At 63.9% G+C, this 20414-nt stretch carries 19 protein-coding genes and 1 pseudogene; 13 read left to right on the top strand and 7 right to left on the bottom strand.

The annotated features are described in order from the left end of the window. Positions 1 to 66: 66 nt before the first annotated feature. The 8 genes from SCA01S_RS17390 to SCA01S_RS17355 all read left to right on the top strand — a co-directional run bounded on the left by SCA01S_RS17390 (position 67) and on the right by SCA01S_RS17355 (position 10815). Positions 67 to 357 (top strand): hypothetical protein, encoded by a 291-nt coding sequence (locus tag SCA01S_RS17390; protein WP_030090597.1) that lies wholly within the window; start codon positions 67 to 69, stop codon positions 355 to 357. Beyond that, positions 347 to 2623 carry a type IV secretion system DNA-binding domain-containing protein gene (locus SCA01S_RS17385; RefSeq protein WP_062787861.1) on the top strand — a complete coding sequence of 759 codons (2277 nt, stop codon included), beginning with the start codon at positions 347 to 349 and terminating at the stop codon, positions 2621 to 2623. The genes SCA01S_RS17390 and SCA01S_RS17385 overlap by 11 nt, the downstream gene beginning before the upstream one ends. Positions 2624 to 2626: 3 nt before the next feature. Next, positions 2627 to 5686 carry a MobF family relaxase gene (gene mobF, locus SCA01S_RS17380; protein ID WP_062787859.1) on the top strand — a complete coding sequence of 1020 codons (3060 nt, stop codon included), beginning with the start codon at positions 2627 to 2629 and terminating at the stop codon, positions 5684 to 5686. Positions 5687 to 5732: 46 nt separating this feature from the next. Further along, complete coding sequence (locus SCA01S_RS17375) at positions 5733 to 5933, top strand: hypothetical protein (RefSeq protein ID WP_062787857.1); 201 nt, start codon at positions 5733 to 5735, stop codon at positions 5931 to 5933. A gap of 45 nt (positions 5934 to 5978) precedes the next feature. Further along, entirely contained in the window at positions 5979 to 6617 is a 639-nt protein-coding gene (locus SCA01S_RS17370; RefSeq protein WP_062787856.1) for a hypothetical protein, read from the top strand. Between the two features lie 48 nt (positions 6618 to 6665). Continuing rightward, entirely contained in the window at positions 6666 to 7346 is a 681-nt protein-coding gene (locus SCA01S_RS17365) for a sigma factor-like helix-turn-helix DNA-binding protein (protein ID WP_157089031.1), read from the top strand. 345 nt (positions 7347 to 7691) lie between these two features. After that, entirely contained in the window at positions 7692 to 9179 is a 1488-nt protein-coding gene (locus SCA01S_RS17360) for a hypothetical protein (protein WP_062787852.1), read from the top strand. Between the two features lie 13 nt (positions 9180 to 9192). After that, the gene (locus SCA01S_RS17355) at positions 9193 to 10815 is read left to right on the top strand and encodes a hypothetical protein (protein ID WP_062787851.1); all 1623 of its coding nucleotides are present in this window, start codon (positions 9193 to 9195) and stop codon (positions 10813 to 10815) included. Between the two features lie 62 nt (positions 10816 to 10877). On the opposite strand, the gene SCA01S_RS17350 is transcribed toward SCA01S_RS17355, so the two are convergent. Both SCA01S_RS17350 and SCA01S_RS17345 read right to left on the bottom strand, forming a co-directional pair. Next, complete coding sequence (locus SCA01S_RS17350) at positions 10878 to 11654, bottom strand: hypothetical protein (protein ID WP_245652746.1); 777 nt, start codon at positions 11652 to 11654, stop codon at positions 10878 to 10880. 52 nt (positions 11655 to 11706) lie between these two features. Continuing rightward, positions 11707 to 12621, bottom strand: a complete 915-nt coding sequence (locus SCA01S_RS17345; RefSeq protein ID WP_062787847.1) for a hypothetical protein — start codon at positions 12619 to 12621, stop codon at positions 11707 to 11709. Positions 12622 to 12748: 127 nt separating this feature from the next. Between SCA01S_RS17345 and SCA01S_RS17340 the strand changes: the two genes are divergently transcribed. Both SCA01S_RS17340 and SCA01S_RS17335 read left to right on the top strand, forming a co-directional pair. Continuing rightward, positions 12749 to 13285 (top strand): hypothetical protein, encoded by a 537-nt coding sequence (locus tag SCA01S_RS17340; RefSeq protein WP_062787845.1) that lies wholly within the window; start codon positions 12749 to 12751, stop codon positions 13283 to 13285. Next, positions 13282 to 14685, top strand: a complete 1404-nt coding sequence (locus SCA01S_RS17335) for a HEPN domain-containing protein (RefSeq protein ID WP_062787843.1) — start codon at positions 13282 to 13284, stop codon at positions 14683 to 14685. The genes SCA01S_RS17340 and SCA01S_RS17335 overlap by 4 nt, the downstream gene beginning before the upstream one ends. Positions 14686 to 14731: 46 nt before the next feature. Here the strand turns inward: SCA01S_RS17335 and SCA01S_RS17330 are convergent, their stop codons facing one another. After that, entirely contained in the window at positions 14732 to 15829 is a 1098-nt protein-coding gene (locus tag SCA01S_RS17330) for a DUF4238 domain-containing protein (RefSeq protein WP_062787841.1), read from the bottom strand. Positions 15830 to 15945: 116 nt separating this feature from the next. Between SCA01S_RS17330 and SCA01S_RS17325 the strand changes: the two genes are divergently transcribed. After that, positions 15946 to 16479 (top strand): hypothetical protein, encoded by a 534-nt coding sequence (locus SCA01S_RS17325; RefSeq protein ID WP_062787839.1) that lies wholly within the window; start codon positions 15946 to 15948, stop codon positions 16477 to 16479. Between the two features lie 230 nt (positions 16480 to 16709). Here the strand turns inward: SCA01S_RS17325 and SCA01S_RS21910 are convergent. The 4 genes and pseudogenes from SCA01S_RS21910 to SCA01S_RS17310 form a co-directional block, all read right to left on the bottom strand. After that, positions 16710 to 16982, bottom strand: a pseudogene (locus tag SCA01S_RS21910) (HU family DNA-binding protein); the annotation flags it as partial. 84 nt (positions 16983 to 17066) lie between these two features. Next, on the bottom strand, positions 17067 to 17927 hold the full coding sequence (locus tag SCA01S_RS17320) for a restriction endonuclease (RefSeq protein ID WP_245652744.1): 861 nt from the start codon (positions 17925 to 17927) through the stop codon (positions 17067 to 17069). Further along, a complete protein-coding gene (locus SCA01S_RS17315; RefSeq protein WP_062787837.1) occupies positions 17924 to 18313 on the bottom strand; it encodes a type II toxin-antitoxin system VapC family toxin in 390 nt (129 codons plus the stop codon). The genes SCA01S_RS17320 and SCA01S_RS17315 overlap by 4 nt, the downstream gene beginning before the upstream one ends. After that, the gene (locus SCA01S_RS17310; protein WP_062787835.1) at positions 18310 to 18555 is read right to left on the bottom strand and encodes an AbrB/MazE/SpoVT family DNA-binding domain-containing protein; all 246 of its coding nucleotides are present in this window, start codon (positions 18553 to 18555) and stop codon (positions 18310 to 18312) included. The genes SCA01S_RS17315 and SCA01S_RS17310 overlap by 4 nt, the downstream gene beginning before the upstream one ends. A gap of 156 nt (positions 18556 to 18711) precedes the next feature. Here SCA01S_RS17310 and SCA01S_RS17305 point away from each other — a divergent pair, with 156 nt between their 5' ends. After that, a complete protein-coding gene (locus tag SCA01S_RS17305) occupies positions 18712 to 19713 on the top strand; it encodes a site-specific integrase (protein ID WP_062787833.1) in 1002 nt (333 codons plus the stop codon). Continuing rightward, positions 19710 to 20393, top strand: a complete 684-nt coding sequence (locus SCA01S_RS17300) for a Fic family protein (protein ID WP_245652742.1) — start codon at positions 19710 to 19712, stop codon at positions 20391 to 20393. The genes SCA01S_RS17305 and SCA01S_RS17300 overlap by 4 nt, the downstream gene beginning before the upstream one ends. Positions 20394 to 20414: the final 21 nt, after the last annotated feature.

Here is a 20414-nt window from a genome sequence, read left to right as displayed (position 1 = left end):
GGGCCGCTCGGCTATAAATAGAGCCATTCTTCAGTCCCCACCAGCCTCCCTGCTAGGAGGTTGGTCTTGGCTACCAGTTACCGGCATTACAACGTCCGCCTGGAGCGCGCCCAATGGGACCGCCTCAGCGTGATCGCCGCCGAACAGAAATTGAGCGTCGCCGACGTCATCCGGTCGGCCCTCAATGTCTTCCTTTCATCCTCCGACGTGCTGACCGCGAGCCAGCGCCGCCTGGCCCGGATCAGCGAGTTCCAGCAGCTCGTGCTCGACGTCATTCTGCGCGAGCAATATCCTGAGCTTCGCGACCGCCTCGTTGCCGAAACCGACAAGCGCCTGGTGCAATATCATGGCGCGTGAGGACATCCGCTCGAACGGGAAAAACATCCCGCTGACCCACCACTCTGCGCGCGGCCGCGTGCAGCGAAACTCGGGCAATTTCACCCGCGGCTCACAGCTTCTCACCCACGAGATGCTGATGTGGTTTTCGGGCGCGCGGCTGCCCATCATGGTCTGGTTCTTCGCCTTCCTCGCGGCCTGGTTCGTCATCCTCTCGATCCGCCTCGACGAGCACGGATTCCAGCTCGTCTGCATGAAGATCTATTCGGCGCTCTGGAACTGGGTCGACCTCAATCCCAACAAGCGCGTCAACGTCACCCTGCCCAATGGCGAGATCTACAAAACGGTCATGCCCGTGGTGCCCTATATCCCGGCCGTGCAGCAGGCCTGGGAGACCACCATCCGGGCGCTGATCGGCTCGATCCTCGTCTCGGTTTTCGTGGTCGCGCCACTCACCATCTGGTTCGTCGACATCTCGCGCAGGCGTGGGCGTTCGATCCTTCAGGAACGCCATGAGCGCGGCGCCATGCTGGTCGATCGCGCCGTGCTGGTCTCCGAAATCGCGCAGCACAATGCGGAAAAATTCGCGGAGGACGCGCGCGAGTTCTTCCCCGGCCGCTCGTCCGCCGCCGTGCTCAAATTGCCGTTCGCGACACGGAAGGCGGGCGGCATCCACCATCCCTATACGCTCGCCGGCATCCCCTATCCGCACCGCCTCGAGCAGTCCCATTCCATGCTGATCGGCACCACCGGCGCGGGCAAGACCACCGAGCTCAGGAGTCTGGTCAGCCAGATGCGCCAGCGCCAGGACAGCGCCGTGATCTTCGATCTCACCGGCGCCTATGTCGAAGCCTTCTACGATCCCATGCGCGACACGATCCTGAACCCGATGGACCAGCGATGCCCGGCCTGGTCGATCTTCAACGACTGCTCGACCTACAGCCATTTCACGTCGGCCGCCGCGGCGCTCATTCCCTCCGATGGCGGCTCGTCCGAGCCCTTCTGGGCGCTCGCGGCCCGCACCCTGTTCATCGAGATGTGCGTCCGGCTTCAGGAGCGCGGCCAGACCACCAACCTGGCGCTCGCCGAGAACCTGATGACCGCCGATTTGAAGCGGGTGCATCGCTTCCTCGCGAACACCATCGCCGACCCGCTGACCGCCCCGGAAGCGGCCCGCATGGCGGAATCGATCCGCGCCGTCTTCAACACCAATGCGCAGGTCCTGCGTTTCCTGCCCGACGAAGGAGAGCCGTTCTCGATCCGGCACTGGATGACCACCGAGCGCGCGCCCGGATCGATCCTGTTCGTCACCTCCGACTACGACGATCTGGAGATGAACCGGCCGCTGCTGACGCTCTGGATGAACATCGCCATCACCAGCCTCATGACGCTGCCGCGCACGCGCAGCTTGCGGACCTGGTTCATGTTCGATGAGGTCGGCGCGCTGCACCGCCTGCCTGCGATCGAGAAGGGCCTGCAGACCGCGCGGAACTTCGGCGGCGCAATGATCCTGGGGCTCCACAGCTTCCAGAAGCTGGTCGAGGTCTATGGCGAGGAAGGCGCGCGAAATCTCGCCTCGCTCGCCCGCTCCAAGCTCATCCTCGCGACCAGCGAGTTCAAGACCGCCGAGGAGTGCTCGCAGTACATCGGCAACCGCGAAGTGCGGCAGATGGATGAGGCCTATAGCTACGGCTACAACAACAATCGCGACGCCTCGACCCTGACTCCGCGCAAGCAGGTCGAGCCCCTCGTGATCCCCGACGACATCACCAACCTGCCCTCGATGCACGGGTTCGTGAAATTCCCCGACGGTTTCCCGGCCGCGCGCATCCTTCTCGAATGGAAGAACTACCCCATCGTGGCGCCGGGCTTCCTGAAGCGTCCCGTGATGCAGCCCGTCCGGTCCAAGCGCGGGGAGGAGATTTTCGACGAGGAGGGCGGTGAGGCCGGCGGCAGGGACGGCGCCGTCCAGATCGTGGATGAGGTGGTCGAGCCAACCAATCTTGCGAAGGAAATGGCGGCGCGGATCCTGCAGTCGCCGAGCGAGGACCAGGCCGCCCCGCGTAGCGATGACCGGCCGGTGCCCCCGCAGGCGAAGGGAGCGGGCGGCGGCAAGGAGGACGGCGCGCGCGGCAGGGACGCCCAGCAGGAGACCGGCCAGCGGCCCGCCGACGACCGGCGCGGACCGTCACCGCAGGCGCCGCAAGTCGAGGATCAGACCCTCATCGAACTGCGTCAGGGCTTCGCCGCGGGCCGTGACCAGGACGATCTCGACATGGGGATCTGATCCATGCTCTCGGTCGCCGCCGTCCGTTCCGCATCAGGCGCCGCGAACTATTTCGCGAAGGACGACTTCAAGGACAATTACTACACGGCCGATGGCTCCTCCGAGGTCAGTGCCTGGGGCGGGGCAGGGGCCGAAGCCCTCGCGCTTGAAGGCGAAGTCAGCCGCGAAAGCTTCGAGCAGATTCTGAGCGGCGTCCTGCCGAGCGGAGAGGGCGTCGCCCAGGTCGAAAACCGGCGCAACGGTGTCGACCTCACCTTCTCCGCGCCCAAGTCCGTGTCGGTCATGGCCTATGTCGCCGGCGACAAGCGGGTGCTCGCCGCCAACATGGTCGCGGTCCAGAAAACCATGGCCTGGGTCGAGAAGAATCTCGCCGAAGGGCGCAAGGACGTCGAGGGTCGCAAGGTGCCGGTGCCGACCGGCAAGCTCGTCTATGCGCTGTTCCAGCACGACACCAGTCGCGCGCTCGATCCGCAGGCCCATGTCCACTCCGTCATCGCCAATCTGACCCAGATGCCCGACGGCAAATGGCAGGCGCTGCACGCCGACAAGATCTGGTCGAATAACGCGGTCGTCGGGGCGATCTACCACGCCTACCTGCGCGCCGGGCTGGAGAAGCTCGGCTACCAGGTCGAGCTCAAGGGCAAGCACGGCACGTTCGAGATCATGGGCGTGCCCAAGGCGATCATCGATGCCTTCAGCCAACGGCGCGAGGCGATCCTCGAGAAGGCGGCCGAGCTCGGCATCGTCTCGGCCAAGGGGCGCGACGGCGTGACCACCACCACCCGCGATCCCAAGCTCAATGTCGAGGACCGCGACGGGCTCCTCAAAGGATGGATCGACAAGGCGGCGGAGCTCGGGTTCGACGGCAAAGGACTGCTCGCCTCGGCGCTGGCCCGGGCAGGGCAGGGCGCCGCCGACAACAAGCTGGAGCGGGGCTTCCGGGCGGTCACCGACGCGATCGCCGGCGCGCGCGATCTCATCGGCGGCTTCCTTCGCTCGCCCGATCCGCTGATCGACAGCGGCCTTGCCCGCGCCACCAAATCGCCGGCCGTCGCCCGGACGCAATTGGCGGTAGCCTCGGCCGTCCGCATCCTCGCCGAACGCGAGGCGGCGTTCGACGTCAACAAGCTCTCCAAGACCGCGCTGGACCTCGGCCTGAAGGGCGTCACCATCGAGACGGTCGAGCACCGGATCGAGCAGCTCTACGACAACCGCCAGCTAATCCCCGGTGTCGCCCGCGCCGGCGACAAGGGCGTCCGGATGGTGACCACCCAGGAGGCGCTGCGCACCGAGGAAGCCGTTCTCAAGGCGGTCGATGCGGGCGTGGGCAAGGCGGTGCCGATACTCCCCGCGCAGGATGGGCCCGCCCGCCTGCAGGAGGTCGCCGATCGCCCGCTCAATGCGGGGCAGCTCGCAGCCGCGACCCTGATCCTCTCCTCCGAAGATCGGACCGTGACTGTCCAGGGCGTCGCCGGCGCCGGGAAGTCGACCATGCTGCAGGCGGTTGCCCGGATCGCGGAAGGCGAAGGCAAGGATGTGCTGGGCCTGGCCTTCCAGAACAAGATGGTCGCCGACCTCGCCGAAGGGGCCGGGATCAAGAGCCAGACGATCGCCTCGTTCGTGCTCGCCAACGAGCGCTACCTGACCGAGCGCGATACGCCGCGCTACGAGGAGGCGCGCGAGCGGCTCGGCGGCGCGATGCTGGTCGTGGACGAGACCTCGATGGTCTCCAGCGCCGACATGCTTAAGCTTCACAGCATCGTCGAGGCGCTCGGCATCGACAAGCTCGTGCTGGTTGGCGATCGCCAGCAGCTCTCCTCGATCGACGCCGGCAAGTCCTTCGCGATGATCCAGGCCGCCGGCGGCACGATGGCCCGAATGGACGAGAATATCCGTCAGCGGACCGACACGCTGCGCACCGTCGCCGCGCTCGCCAATGTCGGTAAGGCGGGCGAGGCGATGAAGGTGCTGGGCGATAACGTCCACGAAAGCGCGAACCCGCCCGAAGAGGCCGCCGACAGGTGGCTCGCGCTGGGGGCGGACGACCGTGCCGCGACCCAGGTGTTTGCGTCTGGCCGGGAGTCCCGCGCCATCATCAACCAGCGCATCCAGGACGGCCTTGCCGCCGAGGGCACCGTGCGGGGCGAGGGCATCCATCTCATCGTCTATGACCGCGTGAACCTGACCCGCGAGGAGCTTCGCTACGCCGCCAGCTATCGGCCCGGCCTCACCCTCGATGTCGGCCGCGGCGGCGCGCAGGACGTCGGGCTCGCGCAGGGACGCTATGACGTCTCCAGGGTGCTGCCCTCGGGCAAGGTCGAACTGGTCGATGGGCGCCGCAAGATTCGCTTCGACCCGCAGCGCCTCTCGCCCACCGAAAAGCGGGACCGGCTCGAACTCACCGAGAAGAAGGATCTGCATGTCCGCGAGGGGGATCGCATCCGCTGGACCGCGAACGACAAGCCGCGCGACCTGCACAACGCGGCGCTCGCCCGGATCATCTCGGCCGATGCCTCGGGCATCACCGTCGAGACGGCGGGCAATCAGACCCTGACATTGGCGCCGGGCGATCCGATGCTCTCGCGTTTGGACCTCGCCTACGCGCTCAACATGCACATGGCGCAGGGCATCACCACCGACAAGGCGATCACGGTCATGGACAGCCATGAGCGCAACCTGTCGAACCAGCGCCTGTTCAATGTGGGCGTGACGCGGGTGCGCGACGAACTCACCATGATCGTGGACGATAAGGAAAAGCTCGAACGCCAGCTCGACCACAATGCCGGCAACAAGACCTCGGCCCTAGAGACGGTCGGCCGCCTCGATATCGACGGCAAGAAGGGCGGCGCCAAGCCGGTGAAGTTCGATCCCGGCCCGATCGACGGGATCAACCTCGCGGATCAGCCGGACATCTTCGCCGATCTTCCCCCCATTCCGGACGGGCCGCTTGAGCCCGCAGCACCGATCAAGGGCGACGGCCTCAAGGCGCCCCCGGATCTCAAGCCCGAAAAGGCAGACCTGCTGCCGCCGCTGCCCGAGCGCAGCCTGGGCCTTGATCTTTGATGACGAACGGTCGGCGCGGTGCCGGCTGAAAGCAAGGAGAGTGACGATGGCATGGGATTTTGACGAAGGCGGCAAGTTCGGCAGCGAGAAGGCCGCCGAGGACTATGCCCGGCGCAACGGCCTCAGCAATGCGGACTTCCGCACCCGGCGCAAGGGTGATGAGGTCGAGCTGGAGATCCGCCGCTCCGCCATCGACGGCCGAAACCTTCGTGACGCGGGCGAAGGCCGCAAGGGCCGTTGGTTTTGATCCGGACGTCGGCGGCCCGGACATTCGGCAGGAGGCGGCTGTCCAATGGGCATCGATGATCGCGACTATATGCGAGCGCGCCACAGACAGCGCGCCAACCGGACGAGATGGAACGAGGGTAGGGGGCGGATCGAGGCGGCCTGGCTTGATCCGCGCCACCAGCGATATCGCCGACAACCGTCTGCGGCGGCGATCGCTGTCCGTTTCGCCCTGCCGGTGCTGAGCCTGCTGCTGATCCTGATCCCATTCTATGGGGACGCGCAGCGTCATGGCTGGATTCCTGATCTCGAGCCGGCGCAGCCGTTTCCGGAGAGCGGGTCGGTTACGGTTGGGGCCAATGTTATCGGTCTGATCAAACGCAGCAATCTCACGATCGAGGCAGCCGATTCCAACACGGTGGTGCAATTGGTGGACCCGGATACGAACGCCCATGCACTGTCGATCTATGTTGCCGCCAATGACCGGGTGTCCCTGCCGGTGCCTGCGGGTACGTACCGGGTCCGCCTGATCGAGGGGCGGAAGTGGCACGGCGCGAAGCGCTATTTCGGGCCGAACACATCCTACGAGACGGTGGCCAGTCTGATAGAGTTCACGCCGGCGGCAGGCCGTATCATCGATCTGCACCGTCGGCCGGGCGGAAATCTGAAGACGCAGCCGATGGTGTCACGGCTGGCACCGCTTTGATCGCTCGGCTGGACGGTGGCCGCCTGCTGGCGGAAGGAGGAGCAGCGAATGGACATTCTCGGGAGCGCCGCCGAAATGGGACAGCAGGCGATCGAAGCGCTCGAGGCGGCGAACCGGGCCGGACACGGCTCAGCGATCGACACGATACTGTCGCTTCTGACATCGCAGGAGGAAGACGTCATTCGCCATCGTCATGGGCTTGGAAGGGGCCGGCTCCGAACGCTCCGCGAGATCGGCGATGTCATGGGTCTTTCCGGCCAGCGTGTTTCGCAGATCGAACACAAGGCGCGGCGCAGATTGAGCTGGTTCGTTCGCATGGTCGGGCCGGTGGGCAGCCCGGCGGTCCGGCGCTACGCGCTCGAGAAGCGCGAGGAGCGGGCGGCCGCGCAGCGCGCTAGGTGCGAGCAGGTCGAGAATGCGGCGGCGGCGAGAGCGCAACGCATTGCCGCGAAGGCTGAGCGCGATGACATACGCCGTGCCAAGGCGCGGACGAGGGCGTGGCAGCGCAAGATCGATACTGCCCTCGCCGCTCGTGACCGGTGCGCCAGTGCGATCGAATCGCTGACCGGTCGCATCTCTCATATTGACCGGCGTGGCTGGCTTGCCCGGCATTTCTTGCCGCACGATTTCGTCCTGATGCGATTGCGGGCGGCGCTGGTCGGTCTCGAGACGGAAATGGACGAAGTGGATGCATTGATCGAGCGTCTTCGGGCGCCGCCGCCGACCTGAACGGGACTGGACGGTGATTTGCCGATAGATGTCGCCAATGACACTCTACCAAGCACTAACAGGTAAAGTGTCATTGATGACAATCATTCCACGAGGGAAGTGCGTCGCTAATGCCTGGACCAGGCAGGCATGTTAGCGAGGACGTCCGCAATAACGACGAGAATCGCCACCTGAATGCCGCACCATATCTTCTATTCCTAGCAAAGCGACACGGAGAACCGGGTCGGTCGCGGATTTATCCAGTGGGCGCTCGACCGCGCCATACGAGCCGTCAATGCAGACGCGGACGTCGACCCTGCCGATCGTGAGCTTCGCGCCGATCGTGACACCGTGGATGTGCCGGGGATGCCACCGCTCGCGGACACCATCTTCGGCAAGATCGACAGAGCAGTCGCCTTCCTGTCCGACCTCACGCACGTTGCCACGCGCGCCAAGGGCCAGCTCTCGCCCAACCCCAACGTCCTGCTCGAACATGGCTGGGCGCTGAAATCGCGCGGGTGGGGCAGGATGATCGGCGTCATGAACACGGCCATGGGCCATCCTGACGAGCATCCCCTTCCGTTCGACCTTACCCACTTCAAACGGCCGATCCTCTTTCACTGCCCGGCCGATGCGACCGACGAGGAGCGTCAGGCGGCCCGGGCTGGGCTTCAAAAGGATCTGGAAAGCACCCTTCGCCTGATCCTGGACGACGAGGTCCTTCGGGCGACTGCGCCGCCGGCCGAGCCGCATCCCCACGACGTCGAACTGTTGCAGCGTTACCGCCTGCAGATCCCGGAGCTGCTGCGCCAGTTCCTGCGCGAGCACAATTTCGGAACGCCCTATCCGCGCAAGGCGCTGGACCCGCTAGACGATATGGCAGCCACCTGGACTGGTGCAGCCTTCGATTTCGAGGACGCGGCCCTGCAGGAGGCTGCGATGGCGCTGCGCGCGGCGAACACGTCCCTCATGGAGCTGGTCTATGAGCGCATTCATGTGATGGGCCGCAACCCCAACATGGCCTGGCCGAAGACCGACTATGATGTGCGGCACGGCATGCAGCAGAGTACTTTGGACGCGATCCGGGAACTCAATACACGCGCCGGAACCCTGATCGGCGCGATCGATGCGTTCGAGAAGGTGGGGCGCTCCCGGATTCGTGTGGCGCCGCCGGCCCCTGCGGCGCCGCAGGTCGATCACCGCTGGGAAGCGGCGCGTACCGCGATTTCGGAATTGGAGATGGATCGCATGCGCGGCGGGCTTCCCGAGATCGTCGCCATGCCCAGCATGACGCTGCGCATCGTGCCGCTGGCCGCGATGGACCGGCCGACCCTCGATCCCAAGACCGCCCTTGCAGCGGCGCTGCGCTTTCCCCCTGACAGCCAGGCCCGGGTACAGTCGGATTCGGATGAGCGTCAGTGGTGGAGCTATGGGCTGCCGCTCATCCAGACCGAAAATAACCCGGAGACCCGGTGGCGTACCCGCCTGGTCCGCCCCGGGTTGATCGAATTCGAGGCGATGATCGGGGCCCGGATCGATGATGATCCCCAAATCCTCGTGGATGGCCGCGAGCTGGAAGCATCGATTGCTATGCATCTCGAGCGGCTTGCCAGCGTGCTCGCGGACGTAGGGCTAACCGGTCCGGCCGTCGCCGGCATCGCATTCCGCGGGGTGGAGGATGTCGAGTTGACGCGCGCCCGCGGCGGCGGCCGCAGGATCCGCAAGCCGGAGCTCTTCCTGCCTGAGCTTCAGGTCGCCGATCTCGCCGCGCCGATGCAGCCGCAATTGCAGGAGCAGTTCAACATCCTGTGGCAGGCGTCCGGCTGGGCCGACGGCTCGCCGTCATTCGGCTGACGAGGCGAGAGGCGTGGTGCTGAAGCCCCCGTCACCGGAAGAGGGAGATGCCGGTCTTCAGGCGTTCCGTGAGGCGGCGAAGCTCCACGAGGACACGTTGCGCAGCCGGATGTCCCGCGAATTCTACCGCAAGGATCTGGCAAAGTGGCAGAAGCTCTACACGACGCTCGCTGGCAAACGCGACGCAGGCTCGCCGACGGCCGTCCATTTCGCGCGGCTATCGGCGCTCTGCGGTGAGCTGCTGACGGAATATGGTCCAGAGGCGCCGCCCAAGAAGCGCGTGCCCAAGGCGGTGACGCCGGTCCCCCTGACCTATCCCGACTTCCCTGACGAGATCACCCACCGGATTCACTTCCTCGAAGGGCCGGGAATTCGGCGGCAGCGCGCCATCGAGCTTTCGGCCCACGCTCCGGGCCTGTCCCGACAGACGTCGGCGCGCGGGCGCGTCCTGCTTTCGATCGGAGTTCGGCAAGATCAGGTCTGCCTGTTTGAGCGCATCGTCGAAGCAATCGGCGATCTTGCCATGGCTGATTACGCGGCCGCGGGCTTCGACATCGGCTATGTGATGCGTCCGGAAGGGATCGCCCAAGGCCAATCCTGGGAGCCCAATCCTCTCGATCCGGCCCTGCCGATTGCTCGTGTCTGGGAGGATAACCAGCGCGCCCGGGGCTACGGTTTGCAGGCGCGCCTGCTCGGCGAGAAATGGCGCGGCGCTGACGGCACCGGTCTCCCGGACGATCTCCCCGATCTCTACGGCAGACCCTGGGACCCTGATCCGCATTGGCAGCGCGTTCTGGAACTCACCGAAGCTGACCGGCTCGAGGAGGCACTGGCGCTGGTCGATGCGGTGCCAGGCCGCGATCGTGAGCCGCTTTTCGACGAGGTCATCTATCTCAGGTTCCTGACTGGATCGCCCCTGCGCGCGCAGGACATCCGTATACTGGCGCGCAGACATGCGGAATCCTCGCTCATCGTCGGGCGGCTGCTGGAGGAGTTCGAGGCGTTCCTCGCTCATCTCGATGCGCAATTCACGCTGGAGCCGCCAGTCCTGGAGGAGATGATCAGGCTTCGACCGGATTTCGGGTCGACTATGATACGGCCCATGCCGCCCGCTTCCGACTGGGCGGCCTATCGGCGTCATATGGCGCAGTTCACGAACCATGGTGCCCGGCGTGGCCGGATCTTCTCGATCAACATCGGCGCCGCCGACACGGGGGCATCGGCGTTTTTTGCGACCGCTATGGTCGCGGCCGAAGAGGCGTTCCGCCGTGAGCGGTCGATTCCTGAGATCGGACTGGGCTGGGTTTCCGAAGTCGCCCTCCTGGACCTCGTTCGCACCCTATGGCCCTCGGCGGTTCACCAATGGCGGCCGGCCTTCCTCGGCATGCAGTCCGTCGATATCCATGTGCCGGAGCTGGGCCTTGCAGTCGAGTATCAGGGACAGCAGCACTACGCGCCCGTGGCGCTCTTTGGCGGCGAGGAAGGGCTCAAGCTCACCCAATTGCGCGATGAGAAAAAGCGGGGGCTCCTGGCCCGTCACGGTGTGCGGCTGCTTGAATGGCGGTTCAATGTACCAATCACCAGGGCGGAGCTGGTAGCTCAGCTCGCAGCGATGGAAATCCTGGTCCCGGACTAGCTCGCGAGCGTCTTCTGCCGTGGGCCGTTCATCTCATCGACATCGCAGGCGCACTCGTGATCTTAAAGAGTCGGCGGTTCGACATCCGGTGGATTCATGTAGGCCCTAAAGCCCTCAAGATCCTCGTCGCTCGGGTTCTCCAACTCCGGGATATATCGGATGGTCTCTGCGACCTCCCTGCGCGAAACATAGTCGATGATGGCGCCACCGTTGCTCAGCTCATACTGCATCGCGCCGCAGTGGCGGTCGACTGTGGCCCGCCCGGGCGCGAAGGCGATGGGCTTCTTGTTCCCCTTCTTGCTCACCTCATGCTTGGCGAGCGCGACGCGCAGGAACTCGAGCCTGGTGAAGCCCATTTCCGTTCGGCGGAGGTCGATCCGCATCTGATCGACGAGCTCTGGTCGCTCCTGCGCGTCGCGAAGCTGCTGGGCCCGAAGTTCCCGGTCGTAGTGCCGGTAGCCGAGTTCCCGTGCGAGGTTCGTCGCCTTCAGGCTGATCCCTCCATTTTCCGCGAGCTTGATCACCTCTTCGCACCGCTGGCGCCATGTGCGCAGCAGTTCATAGGCGGCATAGATCCACATTGGCGTCAGCGCGGAGAGCTGCGCCATCCGGCCGCGCGGCGGTTCATCATCGAGCTGGCGTTCCAGAATCTCCTGCTCAACGCGGTTGAGCATGTTGTCGACCAGGCACAGCTGGCTCGCCTGCATGGCCAGAAATGGGTTCTCGCCAAACCCGGCGAGTGTCATCAGGGCCTCGTAGAGCTCGGCGTGGCCGATGTCCGCTACTGGACGATAGCGAGGCTCGTCCTCCATCTCATCGGGATAAGGTTCGTAGTCCACGCTCAGTCCTTTCGCGCAGGCCGCGCTAGCGACAGTGCAGATATGTGGAGCCTCACGAGACCTTCTCCCGGAGCCACGACGACAATCCTGCATCGAGGATCATCCGCGCGAGTCGCTGCGGCCCGAGCAGGATCACGCCTTCCGGCCCCCCGTTCTCCGGGATGTTGCCGGTATGCCAGACGAAAAACATCCGGTCATACGCGTCAGCTTCGGCGAGCCGACCGACATAATCGTCGAGCGACGCCCGCGTGGCCTGGGATTTCACCTGCACGAAGGCCCGTTCGGCGGTGCTCGGAAGCACCAGTTCGAGATCGATCGTCTTCTGGGTTCGGCCAACCTGGCTGAGCCGGCGCCACCCGCTGCTCGAAAAGACGAGATCGACCAGCAATTCAAAATCCTGCCAGGTCAACAATCGCATCAGGGGAATGATCGCCGCGGTGAGGGCGCGTTCCGCCTCTTCGGCTGCCGCCACCTCTGGAGATAATTCATCGCTCAGTCGGCGCAGCAGATAGTCGGCCGCGCCCACGTCGCAGATCGTCCCGCGAAACATCTGGACCTTGAGCAATCGCCCGGAGAGCCGATCGGTCGTCAGCAGGCTCCCGCCGATCGATGTGCTGTGCCAGCCATCGAGCGTCGCGCGGCGGTGGCTATTGTCCGACAGGATCTCAATGTCGCCAGCCGGCCGGCACCAGTAGAGCAGGCCGCCGACAAAGGTGATGAAGATGGTATCCTCGGCGCTCTCGTAGAATGCCCGAATCTGCTTCACATCGCGGGTCGCCGCGCCAGCGTCCCCCCGGCGCTCCTTCATCGCTTCCCAGACGCCCGACCAGTCGCCCGCTACGCAAAGATCGTGCGGCGCCTCGCGATAGCCAAAGCGCAGCACGCCGTCGCGGATGCTCTCGGCCTCCCAATCGCCGCCCCGGCCGAGCTTGATGTAATAGACGTTCGTCGCCGCGACTGCGGTCATTCAATCCCCCTGTTTGGCGCCGGGCTTTTCCGATCAACCTGCCCGAGCATCGCACGCTATACCTTCGCTGTAGAAAAGATATTGAAGAGATTGTCCGGTTCAGAGTGCGGCAAAATTGGGGGGGCAGATGACCAAGGCAAACGGTAACGCGCATCGCAAGAAATCGTCGAAGCCCTACAATGAGCGCACCGATCTCGAAAAATTGCAGTCACAGTGGACCAAGTTATCCGGACTACACCTTCGAGAAGAGCCATCTGCGGCGATTGTCCGTTGCGCGACGGCAGCGGAGATCGCGGCCAACTACGCCATTCGGACGGAATGGGCTCGCAAGACCGAATTTGATGACACGATCGTCGACATGTTCCTGCGCTGGGCGAACGGCCTGCCGCTCAAGGTAACCCGGCTCTTCGTGCCGGTCTATTTCGCGACCCCGGACGAGAGCCCGATCGGCAAGGTGCTCAAGGCATCGGCCGAGAAGATCAACGCGGTGCGCAATGCGGTGGTACATCAAGGTGCCTTCAGCAATCCCGAAGAGGCGGAGGCCGTGATTGCCGAGGCGAAGACCTTCATCAACACGATCGTGGGTCTGTCGATCGAGAATTTCGACATCGAGGTGGCAGCACAGCAATGGCAGGCGTCCCGCAAGAGCGAGGGCGGCGAATGACCGCGACGCTCGGCGGCCTGACTGTCACGCTCGGCAAGAAGCTCAAACAGTCCGACGATTTCCTGAAGGCCAAGCACAACCTGCTCAGCCAGTTCGACAGCATCGACGATCTCGTCACGGACGAGAAGAAGCTGTCGGCCAAGGATCGCCAGGCGATCGAGCATCATATCCTGCAGCTCCGCGCGGCGATCGCGCGCACATTGTGGTCCAATGAGTTCTACATCGGGCGCTCGCTGCTCGACGATTATATCCTCCATATCGCCAAGAATGGGAGCGGTGATGTACCCGCATGCGTCATCGCCGGACTCGCCGCCGCTGGCGCCGACAGGCCGGGCTTCGTCCTCTATCCCCTGACCGGCTTCGGCATGGAAATGCCGGGGATTTTCGCGAAAGACAGTAAGCTCCGCTCCGAAGCAGTCTTCAAGAAGGCGGGCTTTGCGGTCAGCACCCAGAGCAATTCGTTCGATGCGGCGGTCGCCAGCACCGAGCGGATGGCAAGGGGTCTCGGCGTGAAGCAGCGCATCGACAAATCGGATTTCCGGCACTTTGCCTACACGGCGAAATGGTTCGGGAAGAACCCGCTGATGCTGGTCCGCGTCACGTCCTTCACTGGCGACATGTACGAGAACCAGTTCATCTATTCGCTCAAGATCAGGGTGGCGGCGGCAAACCTGCTGATGTTGCATTGCCTGTCGCAGGAGGCAGTCGGACCGCTCGATCGGCACCACAACTCGTCCTTCATCAACAATTTCGAGACGCTCGACATCGCCCATTATCTGATCGGTGAGGCGATCCGCGGCCGCCCGATGTCCACCCGCCGTGTGCCCATGAATGTCTCCCAGCTCGAATTGGCGAAACTATCGGATGTAGCTGCGACGCTCTCCACCAGTGCACTGGCGACGTCCCGCATGAGGCGGCTTGCGCCGAAGGTGACTCAGGCGTTGAACACGGTGGAGCGGGGGTACTTCCGCCACGTCAATCTCGCGACGCACTCGAAGCCGGAGAACCGCCTCTATCGCCGCCTGCTCACCGCCCTGGACTGGTTCCGACAGTCGTTTAGTGCCCGCGCGAACGAGGCGGAGGCGATCGTCGCGCTAGCGGTCGCGTTCGAGACGCTGCTCACCGACCAATATGCCCCCGCGATTGCCGAGCGCCTGCGACGCCGGATCGGGATCTGCATGAAGGGTGTGCCAGGGCTGGCGAGCTATCAGGCCAGCGTCTTAGCCATCTATTACGCCCGCAGTTCCATCGTCCATACTGGCGAACCTGACCACGCGATTGACATTCATCGCGGTCAGGTCGCCTTCACGCGCTGCTTTTGTGCGATTGCCGAACGGCTGACGACTTGGACACCGGCCGCGAACAACGTCATGGGCGATCTGCTGGGCGATGTCGCGTGAGATCGCCGGTGATGCCACTCGTCACATCGATCGGCGCATCGTCATGCTAGACCGAGATCTTTCGATAGCAGCTTCCTTGCACGAATCCTTGCTCAAGACACCACCGTCGGGTCAAGCCAGCGCCGGTGTCATTTGAGTAGGCGTGCGCGTTCGATCGGAAGCGCAGAAACGCGGGCCAGGTCGAAGGGGCCGGGTGGTTGGTCGCGACACGGACGAGCACCTTCTCGCCGCTCCTGATGTCAGTAGGCTTCCTGACGGCGTAATATTCGCCCCAATCGCTTGTCGTTTCGAGGACGGCTTGGGTGACCGTTTGGCGCGTGGCAGGTCTCCCGGTCTTCGCAGCTTCCACTTGCGTCGCGATTTTGTCGCGATCATCCCACTCCCGGAAATACACGTTGGCACAGCAGCCAAGAATCTGATGGGCGTTGAGCGCCTCAATGTCCCCCTGCCGATCGATTTCGATCCAATGCGCGCTATGACCAGAGCTATAGACGGCACCGTCGTACAGGATTGCGCAGAGCGACGGTGAGAGCGGCAGGAAAAAGATGGCACCAGCAGTCTTTACCCCGAAGCTCGGTCGGCCCTTGCGCGGCCGCTGGATATGCAGGCGGTTGGTCAGAACGGCGGGATCGTCGGAGGTGAAGAAGGGGAGGCCTGTCCGGTTCCGCACGATGCAAAGCGTCAGATCGTCGACGATCCGCATCGTGTCCTTGTAGCTCAGCATGGCCGCCTGGACGGCTTCCTTCGATGCCTCTTTGATCGTGGGGACGGGAAGGTCGGACCCAGGAACGTCTTGCAGTGCCAGCGCCATTTCGCTCGCTTTCAGCGAGGCGGCTTCCGTCCGCAGATATTGGAGATAGATGAAGCGCTTCATGACGATCTTGACCGCGGATCCGACCGTGCCGCCCTCGGACAGGTGGCGGACGATCGGTCCGTATGGGTCCTCGATGAAATTGATCGCGTTTTCGAGAAGCTTATTTTGCCCGTAAAAATAGTCGCCTGAACATTGATTCCTGACGGGCGCGTTGGGAATGGCCTTCATGCGGTCGAGATTGAACAGATTGATCGCCAATCCATCGCCGTTGACCGTGAACGGTCGAAGATGGATCCGAGGGACGAAGTGCTGATTCTTGTTGTCGGCCATCTACTTGGCTGTCTGCTGCATGTTGGATTGGCCTTCTATCTGCTTTCCGTGAGAAAAATGCTGTCGGTCGTCATTGTGGGATTCACATCCGTGCAAAGGCAGCGTAGATTCATGCTATGTTCCATCAGGCCGATCTGTTCGAGACAACCGCTAACCCTGCACGAGCGATGGACACGCCATCGCTGATGGCCGCTATCGCTGCCGCCTCACAGCGTCCGAAATTCTCTTACATGCTCCTCCAGCTTCTCGCGGAGGTTGCTGACGAGAAGGGCAGCGCCGGGCCGAGTGTCGTTGTAAACGGTGACGCCGTACCGGTGCGTGACTGGCTATGCGACGCACTGGTTCCCATCGCGCAGCGCTCACCATGGCGTCGTTCTACGATCGAAACGGTGCGAGTTGCACTCGAAAAGGCTGATGAACTCCCGACCGATCCGGCCCAGGCAGAGCGTCTGGTCGAGGAAAAGGTGCGCGAGCGCGTTCGCCGGTCGGGTCGTTGCAATGTCAGCCGTGCGGTGTCCGATCTATGCCGCGGCGGCCTCCTGCGACGACACTATCAGGGCTATAGAGTCAATCATCAGAACCGTGGCGCCCAGCGGGAGGCGGTTTATACGATCATGCCGGATGCCTTGGCGGCGCTACGTCGCCGGTGATCCTCCGATCGTCGAGCCATCAGGTTCGGTTGCTGTTGCTCGCGCCATTCGATCCGGCATCTGCAATAGTTTTCCGGTCGCTGTCTTGATCGCATTGGCTCAGGCGACCTCATCGATCCACCGTCAAGCAACGCAATCTAGGTCGAGCTTTTTGATAGGGTTATGAGGACTGGCCGGCCAGCGGTTCCTACCGACAGAACGGGTGGCCCTGACGCTGACCGGCACAAGGATCAGCCGTTGAGTCGGTCCTTGATCGCTTTCGCCGGCGTAAAGGTGAGTTTCTTCGACGCGGCGATGGTGATGGTCTGCCCCGTGGCGGGGTTACGGCCCTCGCGCGCCGGACTGGCCTTCACCTTGAATTTGCCGAAGCCATTGAGCGCGATTTCCTCGCCCTTGGCGGCGGCGTCCGCGATCGCCGTGAACAGGCCATCGACTAGTTTGCGAGCGTCTGCTTTGCTGGTGCCTGCCTTTTCAGCGAGATAGTCGGCAAGATCGCTGTTATTCTCGGGGAGCCTTTCCTAGTTTACCGATCAGCTTCATAGCCTCGGCGCTCATCGCGCGCCATCGCGCTCGTATTTTTGCCAGCCTTAGAAAAGATCGCGGACCCGGACATAAGGATTGCCCGTCTCCGCGAAGCGGCGCGCCTTGCGACTCAGCACCTCATCAATTGGCAACAGCTTTTCGAACATGGCATCGAAATCCTCGCCGCTCATGCAGATGATCCGCTTGCCGCGCCCGAAGGCGTGCAGCCCGTCTTCGCTGAAGCCAATGTAGCTCACAAACAGGCCGCGGGACCAAGCAGCCTTCTCGCCGAGCTTGCCCTCGAAAACGTGGAGATCGGCCGCTGGTGTCGGCTTGGCCTCCCATTTTGCTTCAAGCAGATAGGTGTGGCCGGCGAGATCGAAGCTGCCGTCGATCTGCTCTCCACGCAGGCGAAAACTGTCCCGGGGCTTGAGGCCGAAGAGCCGGAACGTATCGCGCAGGAAACGTTCAAAGGCAAAGCCGCGCTGCTGGGGCGCAAGATCCCAAATCGCGAGAAGAGCTTTACGGGCTTCGGCGATCTGTGGTCCTTTGAAAGCGGGTGTCGGGGCGGTCTCGGGTGCCGCTGGCTTGCCCTCGAGACGGCCGATCAGCTCGAGCAACCGGCCTTCGCCATTGGCGACGCTGTCGGTCGCGCGCCGGCGGGCATTGATGGCCTGACGGTAATCCCAAAGAGCACGCAGCGTTCGGACAACCGTTGGGGAATCGACGATGGTGAGGAAAGTGCGCAGGCGCTTCGCCTTCGAGGTTCCGTTGCGCGCATAACAGGGATCGTCGATGTCGACGTTCAGTTCCTGCGCGAAGAATTCACGCATCGTCCGGTCGGAGAAGTCCAGGACATAGCCGCCGCCCATCTCGAAGAGCTCGTCGAGCAAGATCATGTCGATGGGGCGCACGCCGCTCGTCATCGGATCACCACGACCTTGACGCTGGCTCGATCGGCGATCGTCCGCCAAGCCTTGTCGGCGGTCCAGGCGGGTAGGCCGTCGCGTACCGCGAGCGCGAGACAGCAGCGATCACCAAGGGACAGGCCGGCATCGGCTGTAATCGCGCGCAGACGCCCGGCGATCTGGGCGGTTCCCTTGTCAAGGCTGACCAGTTCGAGCGGCAGCGGGTCGAGCATGGCATCCACATCGCGCTCCGGCATGCCGAGATGGACGAAATGACTGACGACTTCGGCGTAGTTGACCATACTCATCCGCGCAGATGCGATCGACCCGGCGACCTTCGTGCCGCCCGGCTCTTCCTTCAGCATCGCAACGAGCGCGGAGGCATCCAGAATGACCTCGCTCATTCGCCGCTTTCTGCCACCCGATTGGCCAGGAAAGCATCAACCGTGGCGTCCGCATTTCCTTCAGTGAAGCGACGGGCGATCGCTTGCGCGTGCGCGACCGCCTGCGCTGCGGTTCTCAAGACGATGCCATCCTCGGTCTCCTCGAGAAACACCGCGCCACCCTCGGACAGGCCCAAGCGCTTGCGCAGGTCGGCTGGCAGACTCATCCGACCATTCGGCGTGATATTGACCTGTATCGTCATCCGAGCTTCACTAGAAAAGCTGAATACCAGAAGCCATTCTATGCCATAATGCCACCTTTATGTCACGAGACACTCCATCGGACTTTTATGTCCGATAAATGCGATTCTCGGACATAAGAATTGGCATCGGGAGGGGGCTCGGCTAGGCTCCTCCCGATGGCGCGCGACCTGCTTCCGATCTCGACCAACCTGCCCGCCGACCTGCTCGCCGAGATTGACGGCGCGCGCGACACGCTCGCCGCCTCGAAGGCGGGTTCGACCCAGAGGGCCTATGCCTCGGACTGGGAGCGGTTCTGCGATTTTTGTGACGCGCGCAACGTCGAAGCGCTGCCGGCACACCCCGACATCGTCGCGCTGTTCGCGCATGTCGAGGCCGAAGCCGGCATCGCGCCAGTCACGATCGGCCGCCGCGTCGCTGCGATCAATCACCATCACAAGGAAGCAGGTCTCGCCTCGCCGAGCGCGCGCGACGCCGCCGGCGTCATCGCCCAGATGATGGCGGGCGTACGCCGCAAATATGCGCGCAAGAAGGACCAGAAGGCGCCGGCGGCCGCCGACGTGCTCAGCGCCATGCTCGCGACGATCGCCGGCACCGGCCTGCGCGCGAGGCGCGACCGCGCGATCCTCGCGATCGGCATGGCGGGCGCGTTTCGCCGTTCGGAGATCGCCGCGATGCTCCTGCCCGATCTCGCCTTCAAGGCCTCCGGCGTGCGGATCAGGATCCCGCGTTCGAAAGGCGATCAGGTGGCCGAAGGCCAGCAGATTGCGATCCCCGAGGGCCGCCACATCCGGCCCGTGGCACTTCTCACCGACTGGCTTCAGGCTGCCGATCTGCAGGGTCTGGATCCCTCGACCAGTAAGCCGCGGACTGGCCCCGTGTTCCGTCGGCTGACACGGGGTGACGCGCTCACAGTCGATCCGATCACCGACAAGACCGTGGCCAGGCTGGTCAAAGCCTGCGCATCGGCGGCTGGGCTCGACCCGGGCCTGTTTTCCGGACATTCGCTGCGCGCGGGGTTCCTGACCGAGGCGGCCGCCAAGCGTGCGAACCTGTTCAAGATGAAGGACCATTCGCGGCACAAGTCGCTCGACACAGTCGCGGGCTATGTCCGCGATGCGGCGATCTTCGACGATCATGCCGGCGAGGAGTTCTTATGACGCCGAGCGGCGTGGCGCCAGAATGGCAGGCCTACGCCATGCCGGACTATGATGCGGCAATGACGCGGGCCTGCGCCGAGCTTCAGCAGCGTATCCTCGCCGACCCTACCTATCGGATGTCCATTCTGACCGACCCGCGTGACCTGCATCGAGCCTTGTTTGCCGAGTTCACGCCGTCCGGTTACCCCGAATATGCTGGCACCTATCGGGGCACGGTCGGCACCTCGCTCGAGGGACGGCGCATGGGCGCCCCGCAAATTTTCGATCTCAAGAAGAGCTTCGCATTCGAGGAACCTCAGAAGGTCACTGCCGCGCTCGATTTCATGCTTTCCGAGGTTCGGCGCGAGCTGGTCCCGGCTCGGTCCGCCACACCTTTTGTCCAGCTCCTGACCTTGACCCACCTCTTCTGCTGGTTTGGGAAGATCCACCCCTTTCTCGACGGCAACGGCCACATCCAGCGCGCCCTCTTCGCCGCGGCGGCGGCCGAGCTGGAAGTTCCGCTCGCCTCGCGATTCGCTATCCATCCGCGCCCGTTCGACCGGCTTCTGGCTTGGCCGCTGGAGAGGTTCACGATCGCCAAGCCTGATCAGCGCGAGCATTTTCTCGCGATGGTCGCCGAATATCTGAGCTCCTGGTTGGCTGGACCATTTGACCGGCCTGCGAGCGGCATCGCGCCGTAAGCGGCCCGGGCAGCTTCGAAG

Origin of the sequence: Novosphingobium capsulatum NBRC 12533, assembly GCF_001598375.1 — a bacterium.
Lineage (GTDB): Bacteria > Pseudomonadota > Alphaproteobacteria > Sphingomonadales > Sphingomonadaceae > Novosphingobium > Novosphingobium capsulatum.
Note: the sequence above shows the minus strand (reverse complement) of the source record. Positions and strands in the feature narration are given on the sequence as shown.

What these genes read in the sequence shown, in the direction of transcription:
- SCA01S_RS17315 (WP_062787837.1), bottom strand. Translation starts at nt 18,313, where the DNA reads ATGAGCGAGGTCATTCTGGATGCCTCCGCGCTCGTTGCGATGCTGAAG.
- SCA01S_RS17360 (WP_062787852.1), top strand. Translation starts at nt 7,692, where the DNA reads ATGCCACCGCTCGCGGACACCATCTTCGGCAAGATCGACAGAGCAGTC.
- SCA01S_RS17375 (WP_062787857.1), top strand. Translation starts at nt 5,733, where the DNA reads ATGGCATGGGATTTTGACGAAGGCGGCAAGTTCGGCAGCGAGAAGGCC.
- SCA01S_RS17370 (WP_062787856.1), top strand. Translation starts at nt 5,979, where the DNA reads ATGGGCATCGATGATCGCGACTATATGCGAGCGCGCCACAGACAGCGC.
- SCA01S_RS17310 (WP_062787835.1), bottom strand. Translation starts at nt 18,555, where the DNA reads ATGACGATACAGGTCAATATCACGCCGAATGGTCGGATGAGTCTGCCA.
- SCA01S_RS17385 (WP_062787861.1), top strand. Translation starts at nt 347, where the DNA reads ATGGCGCGTGAGGACATCCGCTCGAACGGGAAAAACATCCCGCTGACC.
- SCA01S_RS17300 (WP_245652742.1), top strand. Translation starts at nt 19,710, where the DNA reads ATGACGCCGAGCGGCGTGGCGCCAGAATGGCAGGCCTACGCCATGCCG.
- SCA01S_RS17335 (WP_062787843.1), top strand. Translation starts at nt 13,282, where the DNA reads ATGACCGCGACGCTCGGCGGCCTGACTGTCACGCTCGGCAAGAAGCTC.
- SCA01S_RS17325 (WP_062787839.1), top strand. Translation starts at nt 15,946, where the DNA reads ATGTTCCATCAGGCCGATCTGTTCGAGACAACCGCTAACCCTGCACGA.
- SCA01S_RS17340 (WP_062787845.1), top strand. Translation starts at nt 12,749, where the DNA reads ATGACCAAGGCAAACGGTAACGCGCATCGCAAGAAATCGTCGAAGCCC.
- SCA01S_RS17365 (WP_157089031.1), top strand. Translation starts at nt 6,666, where the DNA reads ATGGACATTCTCGGGAGCGCCGCCGAAATGGGACAGCAGGCGATCGAA.
- SCA01S_RS17330 (WP_062787841.1), bottom strand. Translation starts at nt 15,829, where the DNA reads ATGGCCGACAACAAGAATCAGCACTTCGTCCCTCGGATCCATCTTCGA.
- mobF (WP_062787859.1), top strand. Translation starts at nt 2,627, where the DNA reads ATGCTCTCGGTCGCCGCCGTCCGTTCCGCATCAGGCGCCGCGAACTAT.
- SCA01S_RS17345 (WP_062787847.1), bottom strand. Translation starts at nt 12,621, where the DNA reads ATGACCGCAGTCGCGGCGACGAACGTCTATTACATCAAGCTCGGCCGG.
- SCA01S_RS17320 (WP_245652744.1), bottom strand. Translation starts at nt 17,927, where the DNA reads ATGACGAGCGGCGTGCGCCCCATCGACATGATCTTGCTCGACGAGCTC.
- SCA01S_RS17305 (WP_062787833.1), top strand. Translation starts at nt 18,712, where the DNA reads ATGGCGCGCGACCTGCTTCCGATCTCGACCAACCTGCCCGCCGACCTG.